General features: G+C 42.9%; 14 protein-coding genes. 8 read left to right on the forward strand and 6 right to left on the reverse strand.

Annotated elements, in window-relative coordinates:
• Window positions 1-372 precede the first annotated feature (372 nt).
• The gene (locus tag LN995_RS05045) at window positions 373-864 is read right to left on the reverse strand and encodes a GNAT family N-acetyltransferase (RefSeq protein WP_229959003.1); all 492 of its coding nucleotides are present in this window, start codon (window positions 862-864) and stop codon (window positions 373-375) included.
• A gap of 10 nt (window positions 865-874) precedes the next feature.
• Window positions 875-1,297: an EamA family transporter gene (locus tag LN995_RS05050; protein ID WP_229959006.1), complete on the reverse strand. Its 423-nt coding sequence runs from the start codon at window positions 1,295-1,297 to the stop codon at window positions 875-877.
• Between the two features lie 595 nt (window positions 1,298-1,892).
• On the opposite strand from LN995_RS05050, the gene LN995_RS05055 reads away from it, so the two are divergent.
• Window positions 1,893-2,141 carry a hypothetical protein gene (locus tag LN995_RS05055; protein WP_229959008.1) on the forward strand — a complete coding sequence of 83 codons (249 nt, stop codon included), beginning with the start codon at window positions 1,893-1,895 and terminating at the stop codon, window positions 2,139-2,141.
• 271 nt (window positions 2,142-2,412) lie between these two features.
• On the opposite strand, the gene LN995_RS05060 is transcribed toward LN995_RS05055, so the two are convergent.
• A complete protein-coding gene (locus LN995_RS05060; RefSeq protein ID WP_229959010.1) occupies window positions 2,413-2,829 on the reverse strand; it encodes a hypothetical protein in 417 nt (138 codons plus the stop codon).
• 1,157 nt (window positions 2,830-3,986) lie between these two features.
• Between LN995_RS05060 and LN995_RS22020 the strand changes: the two genes are divergently transcribed.
• The 7 genes from LN995_RS22020 to LN995_RS05095 all read left to right on the forward strand — a co-directional run bounded on the left by LN995_RS22020 (window position 3,987) and on the right by LN995_RS05095 (window position 18,588).
• A complete protein-coding gene (locus tag LN995_RS22020; protein ID WP_229959012.1) occupies window positions 3,987-9,620 on the forward strand; it encodes an invasin domain 3-containing protein in 5,634 nt (1,877 codons plus the stop codon).
• Between the two features lie 75 nt (window positions 9,621-9,695).
• A complete protein-coding gene (locus LN995_RS05070) occupies window positions 9,696-10,628 on the forward strand; it encodes a PorP/SprF family type IX secretion system membrane protein (protein ID WP_229959015.1) in 933 nt (310 codons plus the stop codon).
• Between the two features lie 73 nt (window positions 10,629-10,701).
• Window positions 10,702-12,846: an OmpA family protein gene (locus LN995_RS05075; RefSeq protein WP_229959017.1), complete on the forward strand. Its 2,145-nt coding sequence runs from the start codon at window positions 10,702-10,704 to the stop codon at window positions 12,844-12,846.
• Between the two features lie 243 nt (window positions 12,847-13,089).
• Window positions 13,090-14,178 (forward strand): PAS domain-containing sensor histidine kinase, encoded by a 1,089-nt coding sequence (locus LN995_RS05080; protein ID WP_229959019.1) that lies wholly within the window; start codon window positions 13,090-13,092, stop codon window positions 14,176-14,178.
• Window positions 14,179-14,880: 702 nt separating this feature from the next.
• On the forward strand, window positions 14,881-16,029 hold the full coding sequence (locus LN995_RS05085) for a hypothetical protein (protein ID WP_229959022.1): 1,149 nt from the start codon (window positions 14,881-14,883) through the stop codon (window positions 16,027-16,029).
• A 19-nt stretch (window positions 16,030-16,048) separates the two neighbouring features.
• Window positions 16,049-17,716 carry a BCCT family transporter gene (locus LN995_RS05090; protein WP_229959024.1) on the forward strand — a complete coding sequence of 556 codons (1,668 nt, stop codon included), beginning with the start codon at window positions 16,049-16,051 and terminating at the stop codon, window positions 17,714-17,716.
• On the forward strand, window positions 17,713-18,588 hold the full coding sequence (locus LN995_RS05095) for a universal stress protein (protein ID WP_229959026.1): 876 nt from the start codon (window positions 17,713-17,715) through the stop codon (window positions 18,586-18,588). Before LN995_RS05090 ends, LN995_RS05095 begins: the two co-directional genes overlap by 4 nt.
• Before the next feature lie 29 nt (window positions 18,589-18,617).
• Here LN995_RS05095 and LN995_RS05100 read toward each other — a convergent pair whose 3' ends face one another.
• The 3 genes from LN995_RS05100 to LN995_RS05110 form a co-directional block, all read right to left on the reverse strand.
• On the reverse strand, window positions 18,618-19,232 hold the full coding sequence (locus LN995_RS05100) for a MarC family protein (protein WP_229959028.1): 615 nt from the start codon (window positions 19,230-19,232) through the stop codon (window positions 18,618-18,620).
• A gap of 175 nt (window positions 19,233-19,407) precedes the next feature.
• On the reverse strand, window positions 19,408-20,088 hold the full coding sequence (locus LN995_RS05105) for a M50 family metallopeptidase (protein WP_229959030.1): 681 nt from the start codon (window positions 20,086-20,088) through the stop codon (window positions 19,408-19,410).
• A 295-nt stretch (window positions 20,089-20,383) separates the two neighbouring features.
• Window positions 20,384-22,195: a hypothetical protein gene (locus tag LN995_RS05110; RefSeq protein WP_229959032.1), complete on the reverse strand. Its 1,812-nt coding sequence runs from the start codon at window positions 22,193-22,195 to the stop codon at window positions 20,384-20,386.
• Window positions 22,196-22,221: the final 26 nt, after the last annotated feature.

Below are 22,221 nucleotides of genomic sequence, written 5' to 3' on the forward strand. Positions count from 1 at the left end.
TTTGAGTATGGTGAAATATTCAGCTAAACCAACTAGTAAACGTAATTTAATGCCCGTATAATATATATCAGCGAATTTCTATTTGTATTTTAAACTATCAGAAATAAAAGATAGTCAGTGCCTTTGCCTCAGAAGCTTAATTTAGCAAATTCATTGGAAAACGGGCCTGAATTACTGCCTATACCTCTATTGCTATTACACTAAAAAGGTTACACAAAGGATAGAATATTCCTGAATAGATATAATATAATACCAGTTGAAATTTTGGATTAAAGTACTTAATTTTAGTACAATAATAAAATAATATTAGGCTAAAATGCCTGGCCGTTACAATTACAGGCTATCATAAATCCATGCGTTAGCCTAACGCACTTATTGCCCCACTTTTAGGCTTCTTCGTTCCAATAAAATGGTATTGCGCCAAACACCATTCAGTTGTGCTATTTTTTCTCTGTAACCAACTTCCCGAAACCCAAATTGCTTTTGCAAAGTAATACTGGCGGTGTTTTCCTGTAATGTAGCAGAATATAGCGACCAGATGCCGTTAGCCTCGCTTTCTTCGATTAGGTTTTTTAGTAATAAAGCACCTACCCCTCTGCCACGGTTTGCAGCACCAATGTATATGCTAAACTCTGCTACTCCGCGATAACAATGTCTGGACGAAACAGGAGATAAAGCCACCCAACCTAACACCTCATCATTTTCTACAGCCACTAAACGGCTATGTACATGATGCTCTTTATCCCATTCTTCCCATAACGGCACCCTGGTGTTAAACGTAGCGTTCCCTGTTTGCAAGCCTTCTTTATATATTCTTAAGACAGCCTCTGCATGGGCAGGCAGCATTGAAATTATTTCTATCATCTCTTAAGCTTTATTTCCAGATCAATATAAAAGTACCTGTCAGTATCGTCGCCATTCCTATTAATAATCTTGGTGTAAGTGGCTCTTTCAGTAAGAAGTAAGACAACAGCACTGTTACCAGAATTCCGGCTTTGTCTATAGTAGCCACTACCGATACATCTGCCGTTTTAATAGCCTTAAAGTATAGTATCCAGTAAATGGCTGTACAGGCTCCGGCTAACATAAACCAGAATAAGGTTTTATTATCTACAGCCCTTATGGTCTTTAGGCCCCCTGCATACCAGGCATTTGCTACCACCATAGCAAATAACACCCCGGTCCTGATAACCAAGGCAACATGCTCATTTGTACCTCCCATGCCCATTTTAGCAAAAACCATTGCCACACCCCCTGTTAGCATGGCAGCTAATGTGTAGACGAGCCAAGACTCCATATATTTATGCCTGTTTCTGAGACTGCAATATTACAATACCTTTCTTTCGCTACAGATAACTACTTTTAAAATATATTAATGAAGTAAGGTCAAAAGAGAGGTAGTAGAGTTTTGGTTGATTGCAGATAACACTTTTGGAGAAGCCGCCTTAGGTTGAACTATGAAACATTAAACCTGACCTTGATCATTCACCTGGCCCTATAAGTGTTTATTGCCTAAAAGTTACACGTTGATAGACAAGCAAAGGTGTCCAAAGTAGTTAGTATTATTATACAGTTTCTATAAACTCAGTTCTATGACTACTCTTACTGCATATTAGTAACTGCAGCAACTTACTATATACCTGCAGGTAGTTAGCCATAAATGAACAAATATCTCAGGTTAGCAAGTTATTAGCTCATACAAGTTAACAAGTGTCTTAGATAACAGGTTGATATAGAATAATAATTTTATTTGTATTATTTCTTTATATATTATGCTTTTAATATTTATTTTTAATTGTTGCCTATAAAATTAAAGTACAATTTACATTGCGCTATTGTATTTCATAAAAGAATGCATAATATTGCTCCACAACTCTTTTAAATGATCTTTTATGAACACAAGTTTAAAGTCAAGCACACAGTTAAATGAAGAAAGAAGAGCTAAGTGTAAGCTCTTGTTATTTCAGCATTTTGCTAATTTGTCTACAGAAGAGCAGGATTATCTGATTGTGGAACTCAAAAAAATTAATGAGGAAACAAAACAGATGATGATGTTCTATCAATATCTTGAGAAAAGAGTACCTGCAGTACAGGAAATGAGCGCTGAAATGCACGAGCTTTTTGAAACAGCGTCAATCTAATTAAACTCAAGCTTAAGAGGACAAAAGATAAATTAATCCGAAGAATTCTTAAACTCTGTGTATGATGCACAAATACTATGTAATAGCAACGGGGTTCTAGTTAGTTCATCTTCACTAGCTCCGTTGCTCTATACATTCCGATAAACCACCTTGCAAAGGATAAAATGTGCTTTAAATAATAAGCATGCCCTGCAAGGCAGGTAATGAGTAATTAGCTATATGTTTTTTCCTTGCAAAGCTTATTTGAAGGTTAGCAGGGGAGGTAAAAGTGTTACTTCTTTTTACTCATTAGCCAGTTTACAGCTTCCCTTTCATTATTAAAGTTTTGAAACTTAGCTGTTGGTTTTACTTCTGCTATAAACTCACTCAAGAACTTATCTACTTTCTTTTCTTTCACTGTATCGTTGGAAGTAAGGCGGGCTACTTTTTCTAAACGAGTAGCTATTAAGTCATGGCAAAACTTTGTCATTACCATTTTATACTCATCCTCGCTTACGTTTACAATTGTTTTGGTAGAGTCTAACAGAAGCTTTCTTACATCGTGGTGTTTAACAGCCTCTGTAATAACGGCAAAAGACTTACAAACCTCGGTTAATATAATAGACTCAAAATCTGGAAGTTCAGCATGTAAGATAAAAGTGGCAGGGTCTAAATAAAGGCTAACCAGGCCATTGTTATAGATTTCCATTCAGATTGTATCAGACGGTAAATAGTAGAAGTTTCTTCTTAAACTAAAATTATTTACTAATTTAATGCAATATTTTAGAAATGCATAAAATCCTTAATGTAAATTAGCTCACCTTAGGAACTTGGCTTGTCCCTTGAAAGGACTACTACTGTATGAGCATCTTTTTAAGGATGAAGGTGGCATTAGTAGATTTTTTTAACGATTTAATACCCCCTCTGTTAAGCTTGCTACAGCTTGATAAAAGTGTACTAACCTATTCCTGAATTAATCCTGAAGCTTTTGCAAGAAGGTTAAATAGTAGGAACTTCTGGCACTAGAGCAGCTACAGAACAGTGGTGAAGCCCCTTGAAAACCTGAAATAGTAAATCCTGCTTACTAATAAATATAGGTTAAAAGATATGTTCTTGCAATTTTCCTCCTTCACTACAGGAATTGTATATTAGTTTTATAAACATAGTCCTATTATATTTTTGTATATCCGATATTTATCGGATTGTGCTCACTTTGCAATTGAAGTAGTTTTGCCAAAAGTTAAGTAGCGCACTTTTATTGCCTTCATATCAGTAAAGCAGCTGCACTATACTTAATAATTAGAGAATAGTTTTTAAGATAAAAAGTCTTTTAAAATGTTAATAAGGGGCAGATAATTAGGTGATTATAAAAATTACATAGCAAAGGTAAGTTATGTACAAGGCACTATTACATACATTGTGCAGAAAGAAATAGAACTGTGCTGAACCACTTTTACTTATCTGCTTCTATATAACTGATATCTTCCTGTTTAGCTTGCGATGCATCTTGGTAGAATTGCTGCGAGTAATTTAATAACAAGTTATTTTTATAATTCATAGATAGGAAAAATGCGGTAGAACTAAAGCAGAAGCTTAGTTCAGGTACACGTTTATAAACGCAGGAAAGCATTAAGTCCTTTCACACACTCTCTTACTATACCAGCCTTTCAGGAATATCCCGAGGGAAAATATCCATAGAACCAGAACAAACTCATTTCACATAAAGCAACACCATTTACTTATTTCAATTCTAGCCGAATGAATAAACTTTACTTATTGCCCCTTTTATTTTTATGCTCATATTTATCCTTTGGTCAGACGAAAGGCTTAATCTATAAACCGGCATCTACAGCAGAGGGTAGGGCTGTGCTTGACCCCAATAATGATGGCTACACGTCTAAAACAACGGCTGGGTTTAAAAACAATGACCGTGGAGGAGGCGAGAGCGAAATCAATTACAAAGCTATTCCTATCTTAGATAATGAGCCAATAGAGGACCCGTTACGTGGACCAGGCTGTGGTTTTACAGATATGGTGGACTCTGGTATAGGTGACCCGGTGATGTTTTTCTTCGACGGCACTAACTTTCTTGTTCGTTTCCGGCTTAACAAGACATCTCCTAACTCTAAAGGGTACAGTGTTCTGATTGACACAGATCAGAAGTTCGGATTTAGCGGACCTAACGCAGACCCCAACGCTGTAGCAGGTAACCCGGGCTTTGAAATGGAGTTAGTATTAAAATCTAACCATGGAGTTGGCCTGTACGCTATTGATGGCTCTACTACTCCTACGCTTATTGCTGAGAGAGAATATGAATCTCATGCTCAGAAGTCTATTGCTTTTACCGAAGAATGTGGTGATATGGACTTCTTCTACGACTTTTATATTCCATGGTCTGATTTCAGGCTGCCCCTGGATACTAAGCTCAGAATGGCGGCACTTACAGTAATGAACCCGCATGCCTCCACCGGTAACAACGCAAAATCGGATGTGGGTGGTATAGATGACAGAAAGTATGGCGACAACTATGATAAGCTTTTTGAAGATTTTATTCAAAATGCCAATCCAACGTCGCCGCAGGATATCAATGCAGGTTTTAAAGCAAGAACCCTTTGCCCTTCTATCAATGCCTCTATAGAGGTTACCTCGACAAGTATAACAGGTGCCTCTAAAGAGGCTGCGGGAACAATAATCACTGTTTATAAAAATAATGCAGTATTAGGAACAACTACTACCTCAGGCGGCACCTGGTCGCTTGCCGTTTCAGGGTTAACGGAGGGAGACGTGATTACGGCTTCGGCCAAGGCCGCAGAAAAAGAAGAATCGGAGAGCAACTGTAGCGGCGTATTGGTTGGGCAAGTTTGTAGCAGGCCAGCTACTCCTACTTTGAGCACCTCTAGTGGAAACAGCAATAAGTATGTAGCTGTTACACTACCAGCAGGCTATACAACTGGTAGGATAGATATCTTTTTAGGGACTACTCTTAAAATATCTCAGGAAGTAACGGGAGCAGGACCTTACTATTATTGCTTAGGTTCTACCTCATTCGCTAACAAAGCATGTTCAGGTGGTAACAACTTAGAAGCAGGTGTGTATCGCGCGACACTGACGATAGGTGGCTGTACATCTAACTCTGTTTTTTTATGTGTAAATGGTGTTGAAGCATCAGCTATACCTGTTATCAACGCTCCTATCACTACCGCATCCAAGCTTATTGCAGGTACTGCGGTACCAAATGCGCAGGTTATACTTAAAATAAATGGTGCTGAGAAAGTAATAGTAACGGCTGATGCTGTGGGTAAATGGTCTGTTCCAGCATCTTCTCTTGGTTTAAAAGATACAGACAAAGTATCGGCTTATGCTCTGGAAGTAGGCAAATGTCAATCTTCAGAAACGACACAGGTAACTGTAACCAAGCCACTTTCTGTGGCGCCTACTTTAACAGGTTCTTACTGCGGTACTACAAACACAGTAACAGGTACCTCCGCCGAGGCTGCCGGAACTACTATTAAATTATTTATAGGAGCCTCTACCACGCCTATAGCTACAACTACAACCGATGCAGCCGGATACTGGGTAATTTCAGGACTTTCTCTTACGCCGGGAACAGAACTTACAGCAAAAGCTACAGCACTTGACAAAACAGAAAGTGCCGCCTCTGCTACAGTTACCGTTAAGACTGTGTCAAGCAGTGCTAATATCACCATAGATGGCACTACAGATTCTGCCACATCGGAAAAACATATCATGGAGAACGCAGATGTCATCTCAGGCACCGGATCAGGTGAAACAGGCACAGTAAGTTTATATTTAGATGAAATGTTTATAGGCTCAGGTACTTTAGAAGGTGGCGTATGGAAAGTTAAGAAAGCAAGCTTTCCGAACGATTTCTACCTCTTTGCCGGAGCTAACTTAACGGCAACCTTTACCGCAACAGGCGGTTGCGAAAGCAATCATACTCCTGTAACGGTGGCCATACGCTGTGCGCCTCCAACGGATAAAGCTATCACTCCTACTAACCTTACGCTATGTACAGGTGCAACGCCAGAGGTAACTGTTAAGGAGTCGGAGGCATTCCTGATTTACCAGGTTTATAACGAAGGTACTCCTGTAAGTTCCTCTATTTTAGGTACAGGCGGAGACATTCTGTTAAAATCATTATCGCCATTAACAACCACAACTCCTAATACAATAATAAATCTGAAGGTAATAGCTTCAAAGATACCATATGTCAAGGGCATAAACTGTGAACTGCCTTTGTCAGAACAGGTTGTCGTAACTGTAAACCCTGAAATAAAAGATAACACGATTAGCCTGGCTGGTACTACTTCGCAGTTCTGCGGGCCCACAGAAATTGGAACCATAATAGGCTCAACGCCAACAGGCGGTAATAACAGGTATACTTACCAATGGCAGATAAGTACTGATAACGCTTCCTGGACAAACATTAACGGTGCGACTGAAAGAGATTATGACCCAGGTATCGTATCAGGTAATACTTATTACAGAAGAGAGGTGTTTAGCGGGGAGTGCTCTAATGTAGATGCAAGTGCTTCTGTGCAAGTTACAATACATGAAGCACTTAATAACACAGTAACCTATAGTGGACAAGCATCCTTTTGCGCAAGTGGAGATCCTGCAGAGATACAAGGGAATGAAGATGCTTCTTTTGTAAGCTATCAATGGCAGAGCAGCCTGAACGGCGAAACCTTTTTTGACATTGATGGGGCTACAGCAGCAAGTTACAGCCCTGGTAACCTTAGCCAGACAACCACTTTTAGAAGACTCGTAAGCAACGGAACCTGCGATAGCTACAGCATACTGGTAAAAATAAGTATATACCCTACGACAATAGAAAACAACCGGTTAACTGCACCGGGCCAAAGTCTGCTTTGCGGTCCGGGCAGTGTAGGCCAGATAATAGGCACGGTTCTTACAGATGAAGGTAATACCTACACTTACAGATGGCAGAAGAGTACCGATAATGGCATAAGCTTCAGTGATATATATCCTGCAGTAACTACCGAGAACTACACACCAGGTACAGTTGCTTCTACCACTTACTTCAGAAGAATAGTAGAAAGTGGAGCTTGTGCTTACTCTGAAAGCGATATGGTAAAAGTCACAGTTGTATCCTTGATAAAAAGTTCTATTACCACTGATGCAAGCATATTAGCAGCCGATGGCACTAGCAGTACAACTATTAGAGTTGAACTGAAGGATGATTTTGAGAACAACATAACAGCTGATGTCTGCAACCTAGAGTTGGCTACTGACAAAGGAGCAATTACCAACATGTTGCCTACAGGTAATGGTACTTATACCGCTACTTTAACGGCAGGTAACACGGCAGGTGATGCCAGAGTTAGAGCAACAATCAACGGTGCCTTAATCTCAGATGACGCAGTAGTGTCCTTTGTTCCTGCATTAAAGTTAGCAGCTACTTCTGTCTCTGCTAACCCGACTGCTCTATATGCAGATGGCACGAGCACATCTTTGGCTACAGTTGTTTTTAAAGATTATGCCGGAAACCCAATAGCAGTAGAGGCCTCTAGGGTAGAGCTATTACTAGATGGGGTTGCAATAATAGCAGAGGGCAAAGGAAACGGCACGTTTACAGCTACTATACCAGCCAGAACGACAGCTGCAAATGTTATCGTTACCGCAAAATATAATGGAACAAAAGCAGGAGGAGAGGCTATTGTAAACTTTGAGGCGATACCAGCAACACCAAGCTTAGCTACCGCCAACATTACAGCCAGTCCGGCACATATTAATGCCGACGGCATGAGTACTGCTGTTGCTACGGTTCAGTTTAAAGATGAAGATGGCGAGAACATAGCTGTTGACGCAGCAAAAGTTCAGATTCTGCTAGATCATGTAGTAGTAAGTTTTTCAGATAAAGGCAATGGCTTGTTCGAAATAGAAGTGCCTGCCCGTACCACTGCTGCCACTGTAGATGTTACAACCATGTATGACGGTGCTTCTATGGGTAATACGGCATCTGTGGAGTTTGTGCCTGTTATAAATCCGGCTGCTACACTTGTTTCGGCTAACCCTGCTGTTGTTAATGCTGATGGCACGAGCACTTCCACAGCCAAAGTAGAATTTAAAGATTATGCAGGTAATCCAATAGACGCAGATTTTAACAAAGCCAGTATGTTATTAGATGGCACAATTACGGCAGTTCAATCAGGCTTAACCGGTATATTCACGGCAGTTGTGCCAGCCAGAACGACGGCCGCTACAGTGCAAATCACAGTTAAGTACGATGGTACCCTGGTAAACAGCAAGGCAGAGGTGGAGTTTGTGCCAGTAGTAACCCCGCAACTAAGCTTACAGCTTTCTACAGTTGCCTTAAGCTCAACCACAGTAATAGCTGATGGTGTCAGCAGTTCTTTGATTGCAGTATTGTTAGAAGATACAGATGGACACTATTTCATTACGGATAAACCTGTGGCGATCTTCAGTGATTTCGGAACAGTGGGGGCTACAGCAAACAATGGAAACGGCAGGTACACAGCCAGACTTACCTCCTCTGTTACCGGTACAGCTAACATAACAGTACAGATAGGAACAGAAAAGCTGCCTACTAACCTAGCTGTAACCTTTGTGGCAGGAAGTGCAAGTAGTGTAACTTCTACTATGGCTGCCTCAGCAGCTGTTATCCCTGCTGATGGGGTTAGTAGTTCGACTATTACCATAACGCTTTTCGATGCACAAGGTAATCGTGTCACAACCGGTGGTAACAACCTTGTGCTAACTACTACATCAGGTACATTAGGGGCAGTTATTGATAACAATGATGGCACTTATACAGCTGTGCTTACATCGGGTACAGCAAGCAGAACGGCAAGGGTAAGTGGTACTATAGACGGTGCTGCTATCAACAATACTGTAAACATCATGTTCACAGACGTGCCTGTTGCAAACCTCACGCCAGTAGCGGTTAGCGACAGCTTTACCATGAACAACAATGAGAAGCTTACTGGGAATGTGCTTTTAAACGATATCGATTCCGATGGGAATCAATTGAGTGTGAAAACAGCACTGTTACGTCAGCCGCTTTTTGGAACCATTGTAATGCAGGCAAACGGCAGCTTCACCTATACCCCTAACAAGGGCTATACAGGAGAAGATAGCTTTAGCTATGAAGCATGCGATAATGGAAGCCTTTCTATGTGCGCGCAGGCTACCGTAACTATCCAGGTGAAGCAAGGCCAGGTGTTTATTCCAGAAGGCTTCTCGCCTGATGGGGATGGAGAAAACGATTTGTTCAAGATTTACGGAGCAGAACAGTACAAAGTGTCGCTTAAAGTGTTTAACCGTTGGGGAGATGTAGTGTATGAGAACAAGATTTATAAAAACGATTGGAACGGTACTGCTAATAAAGGCTTCATAATAGGAGATAAGCTGCCGGATGGCACTTACTTTTCCATTGTTGACCTGAATAATGGAGAGAAACCTAAAGCTCACTCACTCATCATCAAAAGAAAGTAAATAAATAACATACAGCACAGTTGGCAGGATGCGAAGAAGGTACCTGCCAGCTGATGCTGCCAGACTTTATACCTTATGAGAAATTTTTTACATAAGTTTAGCCTCGTTGCTGTATTCCTGCTAATGATTTCAGGAGCAGCTTTTGCTCAGCAAGAGGCCATGTACTCACAGTACATGTTCAACGGTCTTGTCTTAAACCCTGCTTATGCCGGAAGCAACGAAGGCTTAAGTGCAGCAGCACTTTACAGAAACCAATGGGTGGGAGTAGAAGGAGCACCTGTAACACAAACTCTGTCCGTGCATGCTCCGCTCCAGAATAATAGAGTTGGCCTTGGTTTTTCTGTTGTGAACGATGAGATTGGCGTGACCAACACATTAAGCATGAACGGCATTTATGCCTTCCGCATCAGAACAGAGTCGGGAGTGTTTTCTATGGGATTACAGGCAGGATTTACAAAGATTCATGCTGACTACACTAAGGTAGCGTTAAACCCACAGAGTGGTACGGATGTACAGTTTAATGACGTGCAGAACTTCCTGTCGTTTAACGTTGGGAACGGGCTTTACTATTACACTGATAAGTTTTATGCCGGAGTTTCTGTCCCTAATTTATTCAGAACCAGGATATCCGGCGCAAACGACAACTCGGCGTATCCAGGACACGCACGGCATTATTTCCTGAGCACAGGCTACGTTTTCACCTTAAATGAAAATGTACAGATAAAGCCGTCCACTATCATCAAAGCAGCAGAGGGAGCCCCAGTGCAGTTCGATATCAACACCAATGTGTGGCTACATAACTTTATAGGCTTAGGAGCTTCTTATCGTTCCAGTAATGCACTTGTTGGCTTAGTAGAACTTCAGGTGTCCAGGCAGTTTAGGGTGGGCTATGCTTACGATCATCCTGTATCAAGCCTAAACAGGTACACGACCAATACGCACGAGGTAATGCTGCGTTTTGACCTGTTTTCAGAGGGCGAGCGCTATGTGTCGCCACGGTTATTCTAATACATAACAGCTCACTTAGTTAAAAAAAGGTTTATCAGGCTCTCCCCTCAGAGGGCAGCTTAAAAGTACAAGAATGAAAAAACGTTACCTGTTACCTGCATTGTTGTTGATGGCTTACTCTGTAGTAGGGCAAGCGCCGAAATATAAGAAGGCAGATAAATATTTTAAGGCTTATCAATTTGCAGAAGCAGCACAAGCTTATGAAAAGGCGCTGAAGTCTGAGCCTGATAATGCTATTGTTATGGCAAAGCTGGTTCAATGTTATGTAAAGCTTGAGAACACCGAAAGAGCAGAGTTTTGGCTTAACAAAGCAATGGATGCCCCTCTGACAGATGCCAGTTACTATAGAGAACTGGCTGCTTTGCTGGCAGTAAATGGCCGATACACAGAGGCCGGCTTGCTCTATGAGAAAGCTGTTACCGCAAACGATGAAGAAAGTGTAAAGTGGTTGCAGGCCTACAAAAACTTAAACACTTTTTACGAAGATTCGCTCCTGTATAAAGTAAATAAAGTTTCGTTCAACTCAGGTTTCTCTGATTTCAGCCCAGCATTCTACGATAATGGTATCGTGTTCAGCTCATCGCGCAGCAACAAAGGGAAGGGCAACAAACCTGAGAAGAACTACACAGGGTTCATAGACTTGTTTTATGCTGCCGCTGATGCGGTCAGACCAATCCCTTTCAGTACAGAATTAAATTCAAAGTACCATGAGGGACCACTTTCTTTCAATGCAACACAAGACACAGTATACTTTACAAGAAGCAACTTCCATAAAAAGCCCATATTTAACAGGGAAGGTGTAAACAATCTTAAAATTTACTATGCTGTACTAAAAGACGAAAAGTGGCAAAATATACAGGCACTCCCGTTGAACAACGAGCACTATTCGGTTGGGCATCCTGCCTTAGCTGATAGCCACACCTTATACTTTGCGTCAGACAAGCCTGGTGGTTACGGAGGCACAGATTTATATAAAATAATAAAAGTCGGAGGTGTGTGGCAACCTCCGGTTAACCTTGGCCCTGAAGTTAACACCATCGGAAATGAGGTGTTTCCATTTGTAGATGAAAAAGGAGAATTGTTTTTTGCTTCAACGGGACATCCCGGGCTGGGCGGCCTGGACATTTTTTATGCACCCAAAGAGGGAGACAATTTTAAAAAAGCAGAAAATGTAGGTTATCCTGTTAACACTCCCGGTGATGATTTCGGCTTGATTGTTAAAGGTGATGCCGGATATTATAGCTCTAACTACAAGTCAGCTTATGATGATATTTATACTTTTAAAGCTACCCGTAATAAGCAGCTGGTATTATTGGCTGTAAACCAGGAGGGAAAGCCATTAAGCAATGTACAGCTTAATATAAGTTTAGCGGATGCAGTACCTGGCAAAACAGTTACTTTAGAAAGCTCTCCATCTACTATTGATTGGGCGTACGGTGAAATGAGCAGATTAACAGTAAGCAAAAGGGGGTATGTAACAAGTGAGGTGAACTTTGCTAAAGAAGATTTCTTCCGGTACAAAGCACTTGACACCGTACGTATAGTAATGCCTGAAAAAGTAGCTCCGAACGGCGATAGGCTGGTACAAGTGACACTAATAGATGAGGAAGGAGTAGCTATTCTGGGCGGTAAGGTTGAGCTAACTGATGTAAATACTGGCTCGAAGGAAGTGCATGTAGTAAGAGGAGATGGTTCTGTGGCAGCTGTCCTTCACTCGGGTAAAAGCTACAGGCTCAGAGGTATAAGACAAGGGTACAATGATGCTGTGCTAAACATTAGTGGTCACCGGATGAATGAAATCATAGCAGAGAATGAACTTAATCTAAGACTGAAGGCGAAAGAGTTGTTTGCATCTTTGAAAGTTGGCGAAACAATAGAACTGGAGATAGAATATGACTTAGACAAGGCTGATATCAGGCCAGACGCGGTTCAGCTTCTCGATAATCTGGTGGCCTATATGCAAAAGTATCCAGGTGTACAAGTAGAGTTAGGTGCTCATACTGACAGCCGTGGCACAAGTGTATATAACCACGCTCTCTCGCAACGCAGAGCAGAGGCTGCTGTTGCATATGTAGCCTCTAAAGGAGTTGGGCAAAATAGAATGGTTGCAGTTGGTTATGGCGAAAGTCAACTAAAGGTATCAAATGCTAAGGCAGAAGCACAGCACCAGGTAAACCGTAGAACTACTGTTACAATACTTTCTAACAGCGGCTTATAGCTATCAGAACATAGGTAAAGCTTACTAAGACACTAAAGCATCGCTAAAGGAAAACCCTCCAAAGATAAAGAAATCTTCTATAGCAGTTGTAATATACACGGCACCAGGCAACAAGGCATTTAAGCGGGAACAGGAGTTCTTTAGTTAGAAGAAGATAAGTCCTTGAAAGACTTAAGTAAACTTCACTGATAAATTACTACCTTTAACTCAGAAGTATTCTATAAAGACAACATTTCCTTAACTATGCCAACCTCAAACACAGACATTGTAAGCCTACAGTTTTTAGCCAACAATACGAAACAGGCAATCTTTGTCTATGAGGTGGAACATAATCAATTCACGTACCTGAACCCGGCTTTTGAAGCGGCTTTTAAAATCATTAAAGAAGAAGCCATAGACGCTGATGCTTTACTCAGGATGGTCCATACAGAAGACCAACAGTATGTGATAGAAATGTACCAGAGGCTATTGAACGAGAAAAGCAGTAAGGAAATAGAGTTTCGCATAACTCTGCCTGAGCAGGAAGAACGGTGGATATGCCTGACATCTTTTTTGATGAACGATACGCCAGAGAAAGAGCACATTGTAGGTTACCTGGAGGATGTTACCGCCTCAAAGCAATATAACGACTACCTGAAGAAGTTTGGCAACAAAAAAGATTCTGTTCTGCACATTCTTACTCATGACTTATCTGGCCCAATCGGCATAGTTCAGAGCCTGTCCGAAATATTGGCTGAAGAGGCAAAGCAATACAACAACCAGCAGATTGACAGGCTCATTGGGGTAATTGAAAGAACCAACGCATATGCGACTTCATTGATTCAAAGCTTTATTAATCATGAGTTTCTGGAAGCTACTGGAGTAGACCTGATTAAGCGAAGGGTAAACATAGTGGAGAGGTTTGAAGAGATAATTGAACAGTACAGGCAATCTGAAGCAGAAATAGCCAAAACATTTCAGTTCTTTACCTCCAGTAGGAATATTTTTATAGAACTGGATGATGTTAAGTTCATACAGGCAGTTAATAACCTTATTTCAAACGCTATTAAATTTACCCCGGATGGCGGCATAATTACTGTAAGCCTGGAAGAGAGGCAACAGCATGTTCTGGTGAAAGTGGAGGATAATGGCGTGGGCATACCAAAGAAATATCATGCCACTCTGTTCGACAAGTTCACCAATGCCCGTAGACCCGGCTTAAAGGGAGAGTCATCCATAGGTTTGGGTATGTCCATTGTCAAAACGATTGTGGAGTGGCACCAGGGGCAGATATGGTTTGAGAGCGAGGAAGGTAAAGGCACAACTTTTTATATAGAGGTTCCAAAAGAGTAATATCTGGACTTAAGCTTCTCTAAGTTTAAACCAACAATGTTGTTATGTGCTTACAATATACCTTAACCTTGCTTCCGCTAACATCGCTCCTAAAGAAGTGTAAGGAGAGGTAGAAATATTTTGTAGAAAAGGAGGTGCCGGTTTATAAACTGTATCTCCTTTTTTTTTATGTCAGAATTTATAAGCAACCTCGACTTTCCCAATGCATATTCCGAAAGCAGAACCAACTATTAGGTTCAACTAAGCTGCGGCTCATAAAATTTTTCATCTTAGCACATCTACCTTTTGTCTTGCTTACCATAAGTGATTGCTTTTTGAAGTTTAACATGGAACTCTAGTGTGGTGCCGAAAGCAGTTGGTAGCCTTCAGGCCATTGCAGGTTTTCTTGAGGTGACACCGAGGTAGTGGGTAACCTCAGTGACAGACTGTCCTGTTCCATTAATGTACTATCTGGCCACTTAAAGCTTTCTGCAATCCGGTACGTTAATGTCCTGCATCAAACACATGCAAGGTAGCCAGCATAAGCCTGATCTTGTGCAGATGCGCGGACTGCAATTTAGTACAGCAGGAGGTTATACTGCCTTAATATTTGGTGGGGCAGTTCAGGTTATAAATACCCTGTGGTAACATTTCACGCTTTGTATCGTCCAACCTATAGTAGGTTTATACAGATAACTGTTACTATTCCAACTATACGATTAGATGCATAGAATAATTTTACTCTTTACTATCTTGTTAACCAGCACACTGTGCTATGCCCAATACCCGGAAGATAAGCTTGATGAAAAGCCGACTTTAAAGTTAGGTGGTGCCGTGCGTTTTAACTATAACCTATCTACCTGGAAAAAGGACCAGTTAGAGCGCGGCGGTGACTTTGGCTATGATCTGTTCCGCATCAATGTAGAATCAGAATACAAAGGCATCAAACTGAACGCAGAGTTTCGGCATTATTCTGAGGCTTTTGGAGGCGGGTTTCTGAAGCAGGCGTGGTTCCAGCACGACTTCTCCGAAAAGGCACAGATACAGGTAGGGCTTAATCAGGTGCCTTTCGGCATTCAACAGTATAACTCCAACAACTGGTTTTTTAACATGACCTATTATATAGGCTTTGAGGATGACCATGACATGGGGGTAAAGTACTTACACGACTCAGGCAAATGGCAATGGCAGGCAGCTTACTATAAAAGCGCTGAAGAGTTTGTGTTTGGTCAGGCAGAGCCTAGCCCAAACCGATATTCCTATGATATTACCGGGCGTAACAAAGAAAATAACCAACTGGATTTTAAACTGGTTAGGCGTTTGGGCGATAGTTTAGAGCATGAACTAGGTGCCTCTGTGCAGGGTGGCCTGATTTACAACATTGATACAGAACGTAACGGCACAAAGTATGCTGCCGCTGTGCATTACGAATACCAGGCGGAACATAGCCCATGGAATGTAAAGCTACAGGCAATGCTGTATCGCATTAACCCAGAATATGCAGCCGGGCAAGATCTTGATTTTGTCGAAATGGGTGCCTATGGGGCAAACTATAACGTGGCTAGCAAAGGCGAAGTTTATACGGCAGGCTTATCCTATCATTTGCCTGTAGACTCCCGCCTGTTGCAGGGCATTACCTTTTACGATAACTACGGCTATTATAATAAGCGCATAAGTGGCTTCGAAAATTCCCACATGAACGTACTGGGCGCTTTATGGACCGCAGGGCCGATGTACATCTACACAGATGCTGCCTTCGGTTACAACCAACCCTGGTTAGGTCCTGAATGGGAAAACGCGCTAGCCGCCGGCACCCCTGGCGAAACTGACTGGCACATGCGCTTTAATATTAACATGGGATACTATTTCTGATTATTTTAAGATATTTTTGATGAGTAAAGTAGCAAGAAGTGATACAAAGAAGTCTCTGGGTCTGGAAGTGAACGGCCCTGTTTTCTGGTCTTCCATCATCATACTGATTATTTCTATAGCTTTGGTTCTTACCTTCAGGGAAGGGGCAGAGGCTTTCTTCAGTGATATTCAAGCTAGCGTCACCTCCAGCATGGGTTGGCTGTTTATCCTGAGTGTAAACATATTCGTGGGCTTCTGCCTGTATATGGCCTTTGGCAAATTCGGCAGCATCAGGCTGGGCGGCAAGGAGGCTAAGCCGGAGTTCAGCACCTCCTCCTGGTTTGCCATGCTGTTCAGTGCCGGTATGGGGATAGGGCTGCTCTTCTGGAGTATAGCAGAGCCTGTTAATCATTTCCAGACGCCTCCCATGGGAGAGCCAGGCACACCGGCTGCAGCCAGACAAGCCATGAACTTCACCTTTCTGCACTGGGGCTTTCATGCCTGGGCCATCTATGCGCTGGTGGGTCTTTCTTTAGCTTACTTTACCTATAGCCGTAAACTTCCCTTAACTGTTCGTTCCGTATTTTACCCTTTCCTGGGTGAGCGCATTCACGGGATAATCGGTGATATCATTGATATTCTGGCTGTGCTGGCCACACTTTTTGGTTTGGCCACGTCGCTGGGCCTGGGGGTAAAACAGGTGGCTGCGGGCCTGCATCATGTGTTTCCGGCTATTTCAAGTGATATTAATACACAAGTAATGCTTATTGCGGGTATTACAGCTATAGCTACGGTTTCTGTTGTGACAGGGGTAGATAAGGGTGTGCGTATCCTGAGTGAGTGGAACATACGCATTGCTCTGCTGGTATTAGTGGCCGTGTTGCTCTTGGGCCCAACTGTGTTTATACTGGGGTCCTATGTGCAGAATACCGGATCCTACATCGGAAATTTTCTGCAGCTTTCCTTTTGGAACGAGGCCTACTCTACACGTAACTGGCAGGGCGGCTGGACAGTTTTTTACTGGGCCTGGTGGATCTCCTGGGCACCGTTTGTCGGCATCTTCATCGCGCGCGTGTCGAAAGGACGAACCATCCGGGAGTTTGTGCTAGGTGTGCTGATAGTACCATCCTTGCTTTCGTTCCTGTGGATGACAGCCTTTGGCAGCACAGCTCTGCGGGATGTGCTGACAGGTGGAACGGCTATTTCCGAAGCGGTGGCTACGGACATATCCACGGCGCTCTTTGTCTTCTTTGAGCAGCTTCCATTTTCCACGGTTCTCTCCATCATAGGCATCATACTGGTGGCGGGCTTTTTCGTGACTTCTTCTGATTCAGGTTCTTTGGTTGTAGACAGCCTTACTTCGGGAGGAAGAGCCGATTCTCCGGTAGGAATACGCATTTTCTGGGCCCTGGCAGAAGGAGCCGTAGCAGCCGTGTTGCTGGTCGGCGGTGGCTTACAGGCGCTGCAGACTGCCGTGATTATTACAGGCCTCCCCTTTGCATTAATTTTGCTGGTGATGTGCTATAGCCTGTACAGAGGCCTTAGTGAGGAATTAGAAGAGGATACTAAGCTGAGCACAACGCAACAGCGCAAAGACTATCAACAGCTGGTGGCGGAGGTGCTGGCTAAGCGTGCTACTAAACAGGAAGCAGGGGCTTCTGACAAAGGAAAAGATGTACCACCCACTAATAGTGAACCAAACCTATGATTGCAATCGACTCCATGATGGTCTGCCTTGACCTAAGCGAAATAGATGAGAAGCTGGTCGCTTTTACCCGTTCTATATGCCAGCGCCTGCCGGTAAAAAAAGTGTACTTTGTACACAACATCAAAGCCAACGAGCTAAGCGAGGATTTCCAGAAAGTTTTTGGAGATGTAGATCTGGGTAGCGAAATAGAAGGCAACATTGCCGACATAGTAGCAGAACAGTTTGCCCATGCCGCTGACTATGAGATCTTGGTCAGCGAGGAGCCAAACACAGAAGTTATACTGGCTGACATTGTCAAAAGGTATGAAGTGAAGCTTACACTGCTGGGTAAGCGCACGAGTGACAAAAGTACCGGCGCTTTGGGAACTAAGTTACTCCGCATCCTGCCGTGCAGCGTGCTTGTGCTTCCTGAGAAAGCTAACTTTGAAACAGCCAGAGTCCTGACACCGATAGATTTCTCTGATGCCTCTGTGCATGCGCTCAGACTTAGCAAAAGCCTGGTTGACCAACTAAATCTCAACTTAGAGATTATGCACGTCTATAAGCTGCCGACTCAATACTTTCCGCTTATCTCAGAAGAGAAAGCAGTCAGAAAAGCCGAGGAAGTGGTAAAAGCAAAGTTCACTGACCTTCAGAAGAGGCATAGGGAAATACAAGGTGTGCCTTATTCGCTGATTCGAGCCGCTGGCAAAAGTATAGCCGAACGTATTTGCCTGCAGTTGCAGAACGGAAAGCACGACCTGCTTGTCCTTGGTCTGAAAGGAAACAACCCAATCCCGTCCCTGAGCCTTGGCAGTGTGCCTACTGAGCTTTACAACATGGATATAGATATTCCTATCTGGCTGGTGTATTCTGAGGCTGTGATAAAGTAAAAAGTGGAATTAAGATGTTGTAGCCTCTCTCACACCTGACCTGATGTGGTTAGAAGGTTACTGATTCCTGCCACAACCATGTCTATACCGATAGCACCCAGGAAAAAACCATTAATGCGTAGCAGCAGCTCCATGTTCTTATCGAAAGCCGTTTTTACTTTTTTAGAGCGCATACTGCTGCGTACTTGTTTCATACCCATAATAAAGATAAAGTTAACCAGCATGATGGTGGCTAATGACAGTACCCCCTGCCATAACTGCAACTGCTCAGACATTAGCACTGTGAGGGAGATAGTGCCCGCGCCAACCATAAAAGGAAGTGCTATTTCAGAAGCCAGATCGTGCAGGTCGCCTTTTATCTGGATAAAGGCTTTTTTGCCCTGTACGATAAAAATATAGGCAAAGGAGAAGAGTACAATGCCGCCAAAAATCCGGAAAGACTCAAAGTTTATGCGGAATACTTTCTGAAATACAACATCCCCAAACAGAAGAAAAGCCAGGAAGATAAAAAAAGAAATCAGGGATGCCTTTAAAAAAACCGACCGGAAGTCAGCATCAGTGAGGTCCTGCATGACAGGCTTCAGGTAAAGAAAAAGGGCAAATGGGTTCAACATCACCAGGAAGCTAAGAATGGCTGCTATCATAAATTGGGAAAGTCTAGATTAAGTGTTTTATTAGTTACGAGACACTGTTGGGGTAGCGTTTTATTTTTCCCTTGTCTTGCTTTTTAGGATGCGCATAACAAGTTGTATTATAAAGAGTTCTGCTTATACCTGCATCTGAATGCAGAAAGATGTTGGCAACACTGTTTGTTATTTATCAGAGGGGTACCCTTGGGTAGTTTCGAACTTCTACCTCCTGACCATTTTTGCTGTTCAGCAGGCGGCTGGGGCGGTTGTTTTGGGCTACCTCATGGGCTTTCGCCAGTGCCTGTTCCTCCTCGGTGAAAGCCTGAACTAAATTTTGATTATGATCCAGTACGCACCACTGTTTCTTCTCCTCACTCCAATGGATACGGTATATTGTTTCCCTTTCAACTCCTCGGTATAGGATTAAGTCCAGGATAATCTTACCATCGCTATAGGTGCCGTCCGGGTAAGGCATGGGAAGTAGGGCAAAGAAGATATAGTACATTGAAAAGTAGGTGAACTGGTAGGTGAACAAACTGGGATCCAGCTGTTTTTCTTCTATCCAGTAAATCACTATCAATGCAGCGATAGCGTTGAAAAGGGCTCCTCCTAAAAAAATAAGAATATTTGAAAAGCGCTTGTTGCGTTTAAGGTTGTCAAATGTGCAGAGGCCATACCAGAAATAATATTTACGAACCTCCAGTATGCCGGCACGAAATAATATGTTCCCGGAACCCACAGTCACTTTAATGTTTTTACCACCCATTAGCCAGGCAAAAAACACATGCCCGGCCTCGTGCAGTATAGAGATTATCGGGAGCACGAGGAAAAAGGCCAGAAAGAATTTCGGAATGTCATTTAGTCCAAACATACCTATAGGGTACGGATTCTAAGCAATGAGATACAAACTTCCATAGCTATTTTACCAGTGTGCTAAATGCTATTATAGGTTTATCTCGAATTGCCTTAGCCTCCAGCACTCAAGGAGAAACACCACACTACACATGGGGACTTTATAATTATACTTTGCTGCATAACTCATTGTAAAATACATAAATAAGAGAAATAGAATTCTCTGTCAGAACTTCCATCCTAAGTCTTTAAAAGCTGTTAATGTACAACTTAAAGCAAACGGAATAGCTTTATAAACAGCTAAGCTGTGACTGCTACAGTTTCTCTTCCAGCCACAAAAAGCCACTGGCCATAACAAACAAGGCAAAAAACCAAATAGCAGGTACTTGTTCTTCCTCATAAGTAACAGTTTCATGAGAAGAGACTAAGTTTTGTTTAGCTATATGTGTTTGCGTTGCCTGCCTTTTCTCCTGTATACTTGCAAAAGACCAGTCGGTAGAGTCCTGCACATAGAAGTAAAAAGGAGGAGCATGAGGAGGAGTTTGTATGTGGTGCCAGCCTGTGCGTTGGGGCCAGAAAGTACCGCTAAATTGCTCGGGTTGCATAAGGTTTTGCTGAAGCGGCACCGTAGTATTTGTTGAGTCAATTGTACTGCTTACTGTGGCGGTAGGAATGGCATCTGAAGTAAAGCCTGAACTATAATTGGTGTAAGTAAGTATAGCAGGCTTGTTTGGTTGTGGAACCTGTGGCGAAGTAAGTTGCCAGAACTTATCCTGTACTTCTGGTCGGGCGATAGCTGTGAGTAAGTTTGCCCAGTAGCTCGCATAAACCTGCTCTTTGCCTTCCAGCAACCATGGAAATGTCTGTGGTACCATCGTAATAGCTACTTTACCCCAACCCGCTTTCTTTGCTCCTACTAAAATGTTATGGCCCTGCTCTCCTATTATGCCTGTTACAGCGGCAGTACTGGCTATAGTATAAGGCAATGCTGTGGCTGTGGCTGTTTCACTGGCACCGTCTGCCCAGGTTGCCTGTACGTTACGGCTTTCCTGCTGCGACAGGCGCTTCGTCTGGAAAGAAGTAAAGAAAGCCGTGTTTCGACTATTAACTGGTGCTGTGGCGACTGTTAATATACCCAATCCCTCTTCGGTTACAGCACGCTCTAACGAGGCTCTTTCAGCTGTGCTTAGCTCCTGTAGCACCTGTGGTTCTGTAATCACCACATCAAACTGCTGTAGTAGCTTTGGCGTAATGCGGTTCAGTGCAACCTTCGGCATATTCACCCACTCATCCTGGCTAATGTCTTTGCTTACCTTCGTGTGTAGTGCTACCCTGTGTTGCTGCTCTGCCAAGTGGTTTTTAAGAAACTTAAATTCAAACAGTGGCGACGAAGCCAACAATAATACTCCTAACTCTTGTGCCGGCTTTACCTGCACAGGCACTGCACCTAAAGTATCTGTTTTAGCGCCTGCCTTGGAAAGAATATGGTAAGTAAAACGACCTTGCTGCTTTGGGCTGTACTTTAGCTTAAAAGTGTGATTTCCTGTATTTTTTATCTCAACAGAATCCTGCTTCTGCCCTGCTGCCTGTAAGTAAAGCCATAATGCCTGATCATTATCAGTAGTGTATTTCCCGGCTATTTCAACGGACTCTCCTGTTCTTACGCTGCTTGGCCAGTGTGCTGCTGTTACGCCAGTGGGTGCAGCGGACAGGTGCGGCACAAGCCGAATACCCTCCAATGCCTCCAACTCCTGCGCTTCCAGCCCATAACCTAGTATATGAACTTTAGTTAAACTTAGGTGTTCCTGCCGCCATGTGTACAAATCTGAAACAGGTGTAGCATCAGAGGCCTTAGTACCATAGCTAAACACAAGCTGTTCTGCTTGCTTCTGACCTAACAGGGCTTCCAGGGTATCAGCATTGTAACCAGCTGTTAAAAGCACAGCGGTGCCAGGGTCTACAGGGCGCTGGAAAGTCGGCGGGGAAAAAAATAAGATTAAGCTAACTCCTGCTGCGACACTTGCCACTAAACGCCAAACCAGTCGCTGTCGGTTACGACGTCGCCATGCCAGCCACATAAGCAGCAGCGAAGCTAAGACAGCTAATAGCCAGGGCAGGTAATCCATATTCAAATTTTTTACTATTAAGTCTA

The sequence above is a fragment of the Pontibacter silvestris genome (assembly GCF_020907275.1).
GTDB classification, from domain to species: domain Bacteria; phylum Bacteroidota; class Bacteroidia; order Cytophagales; family Hymenobacteraceae; genus Pontibacter; species Pontibacter silvestris.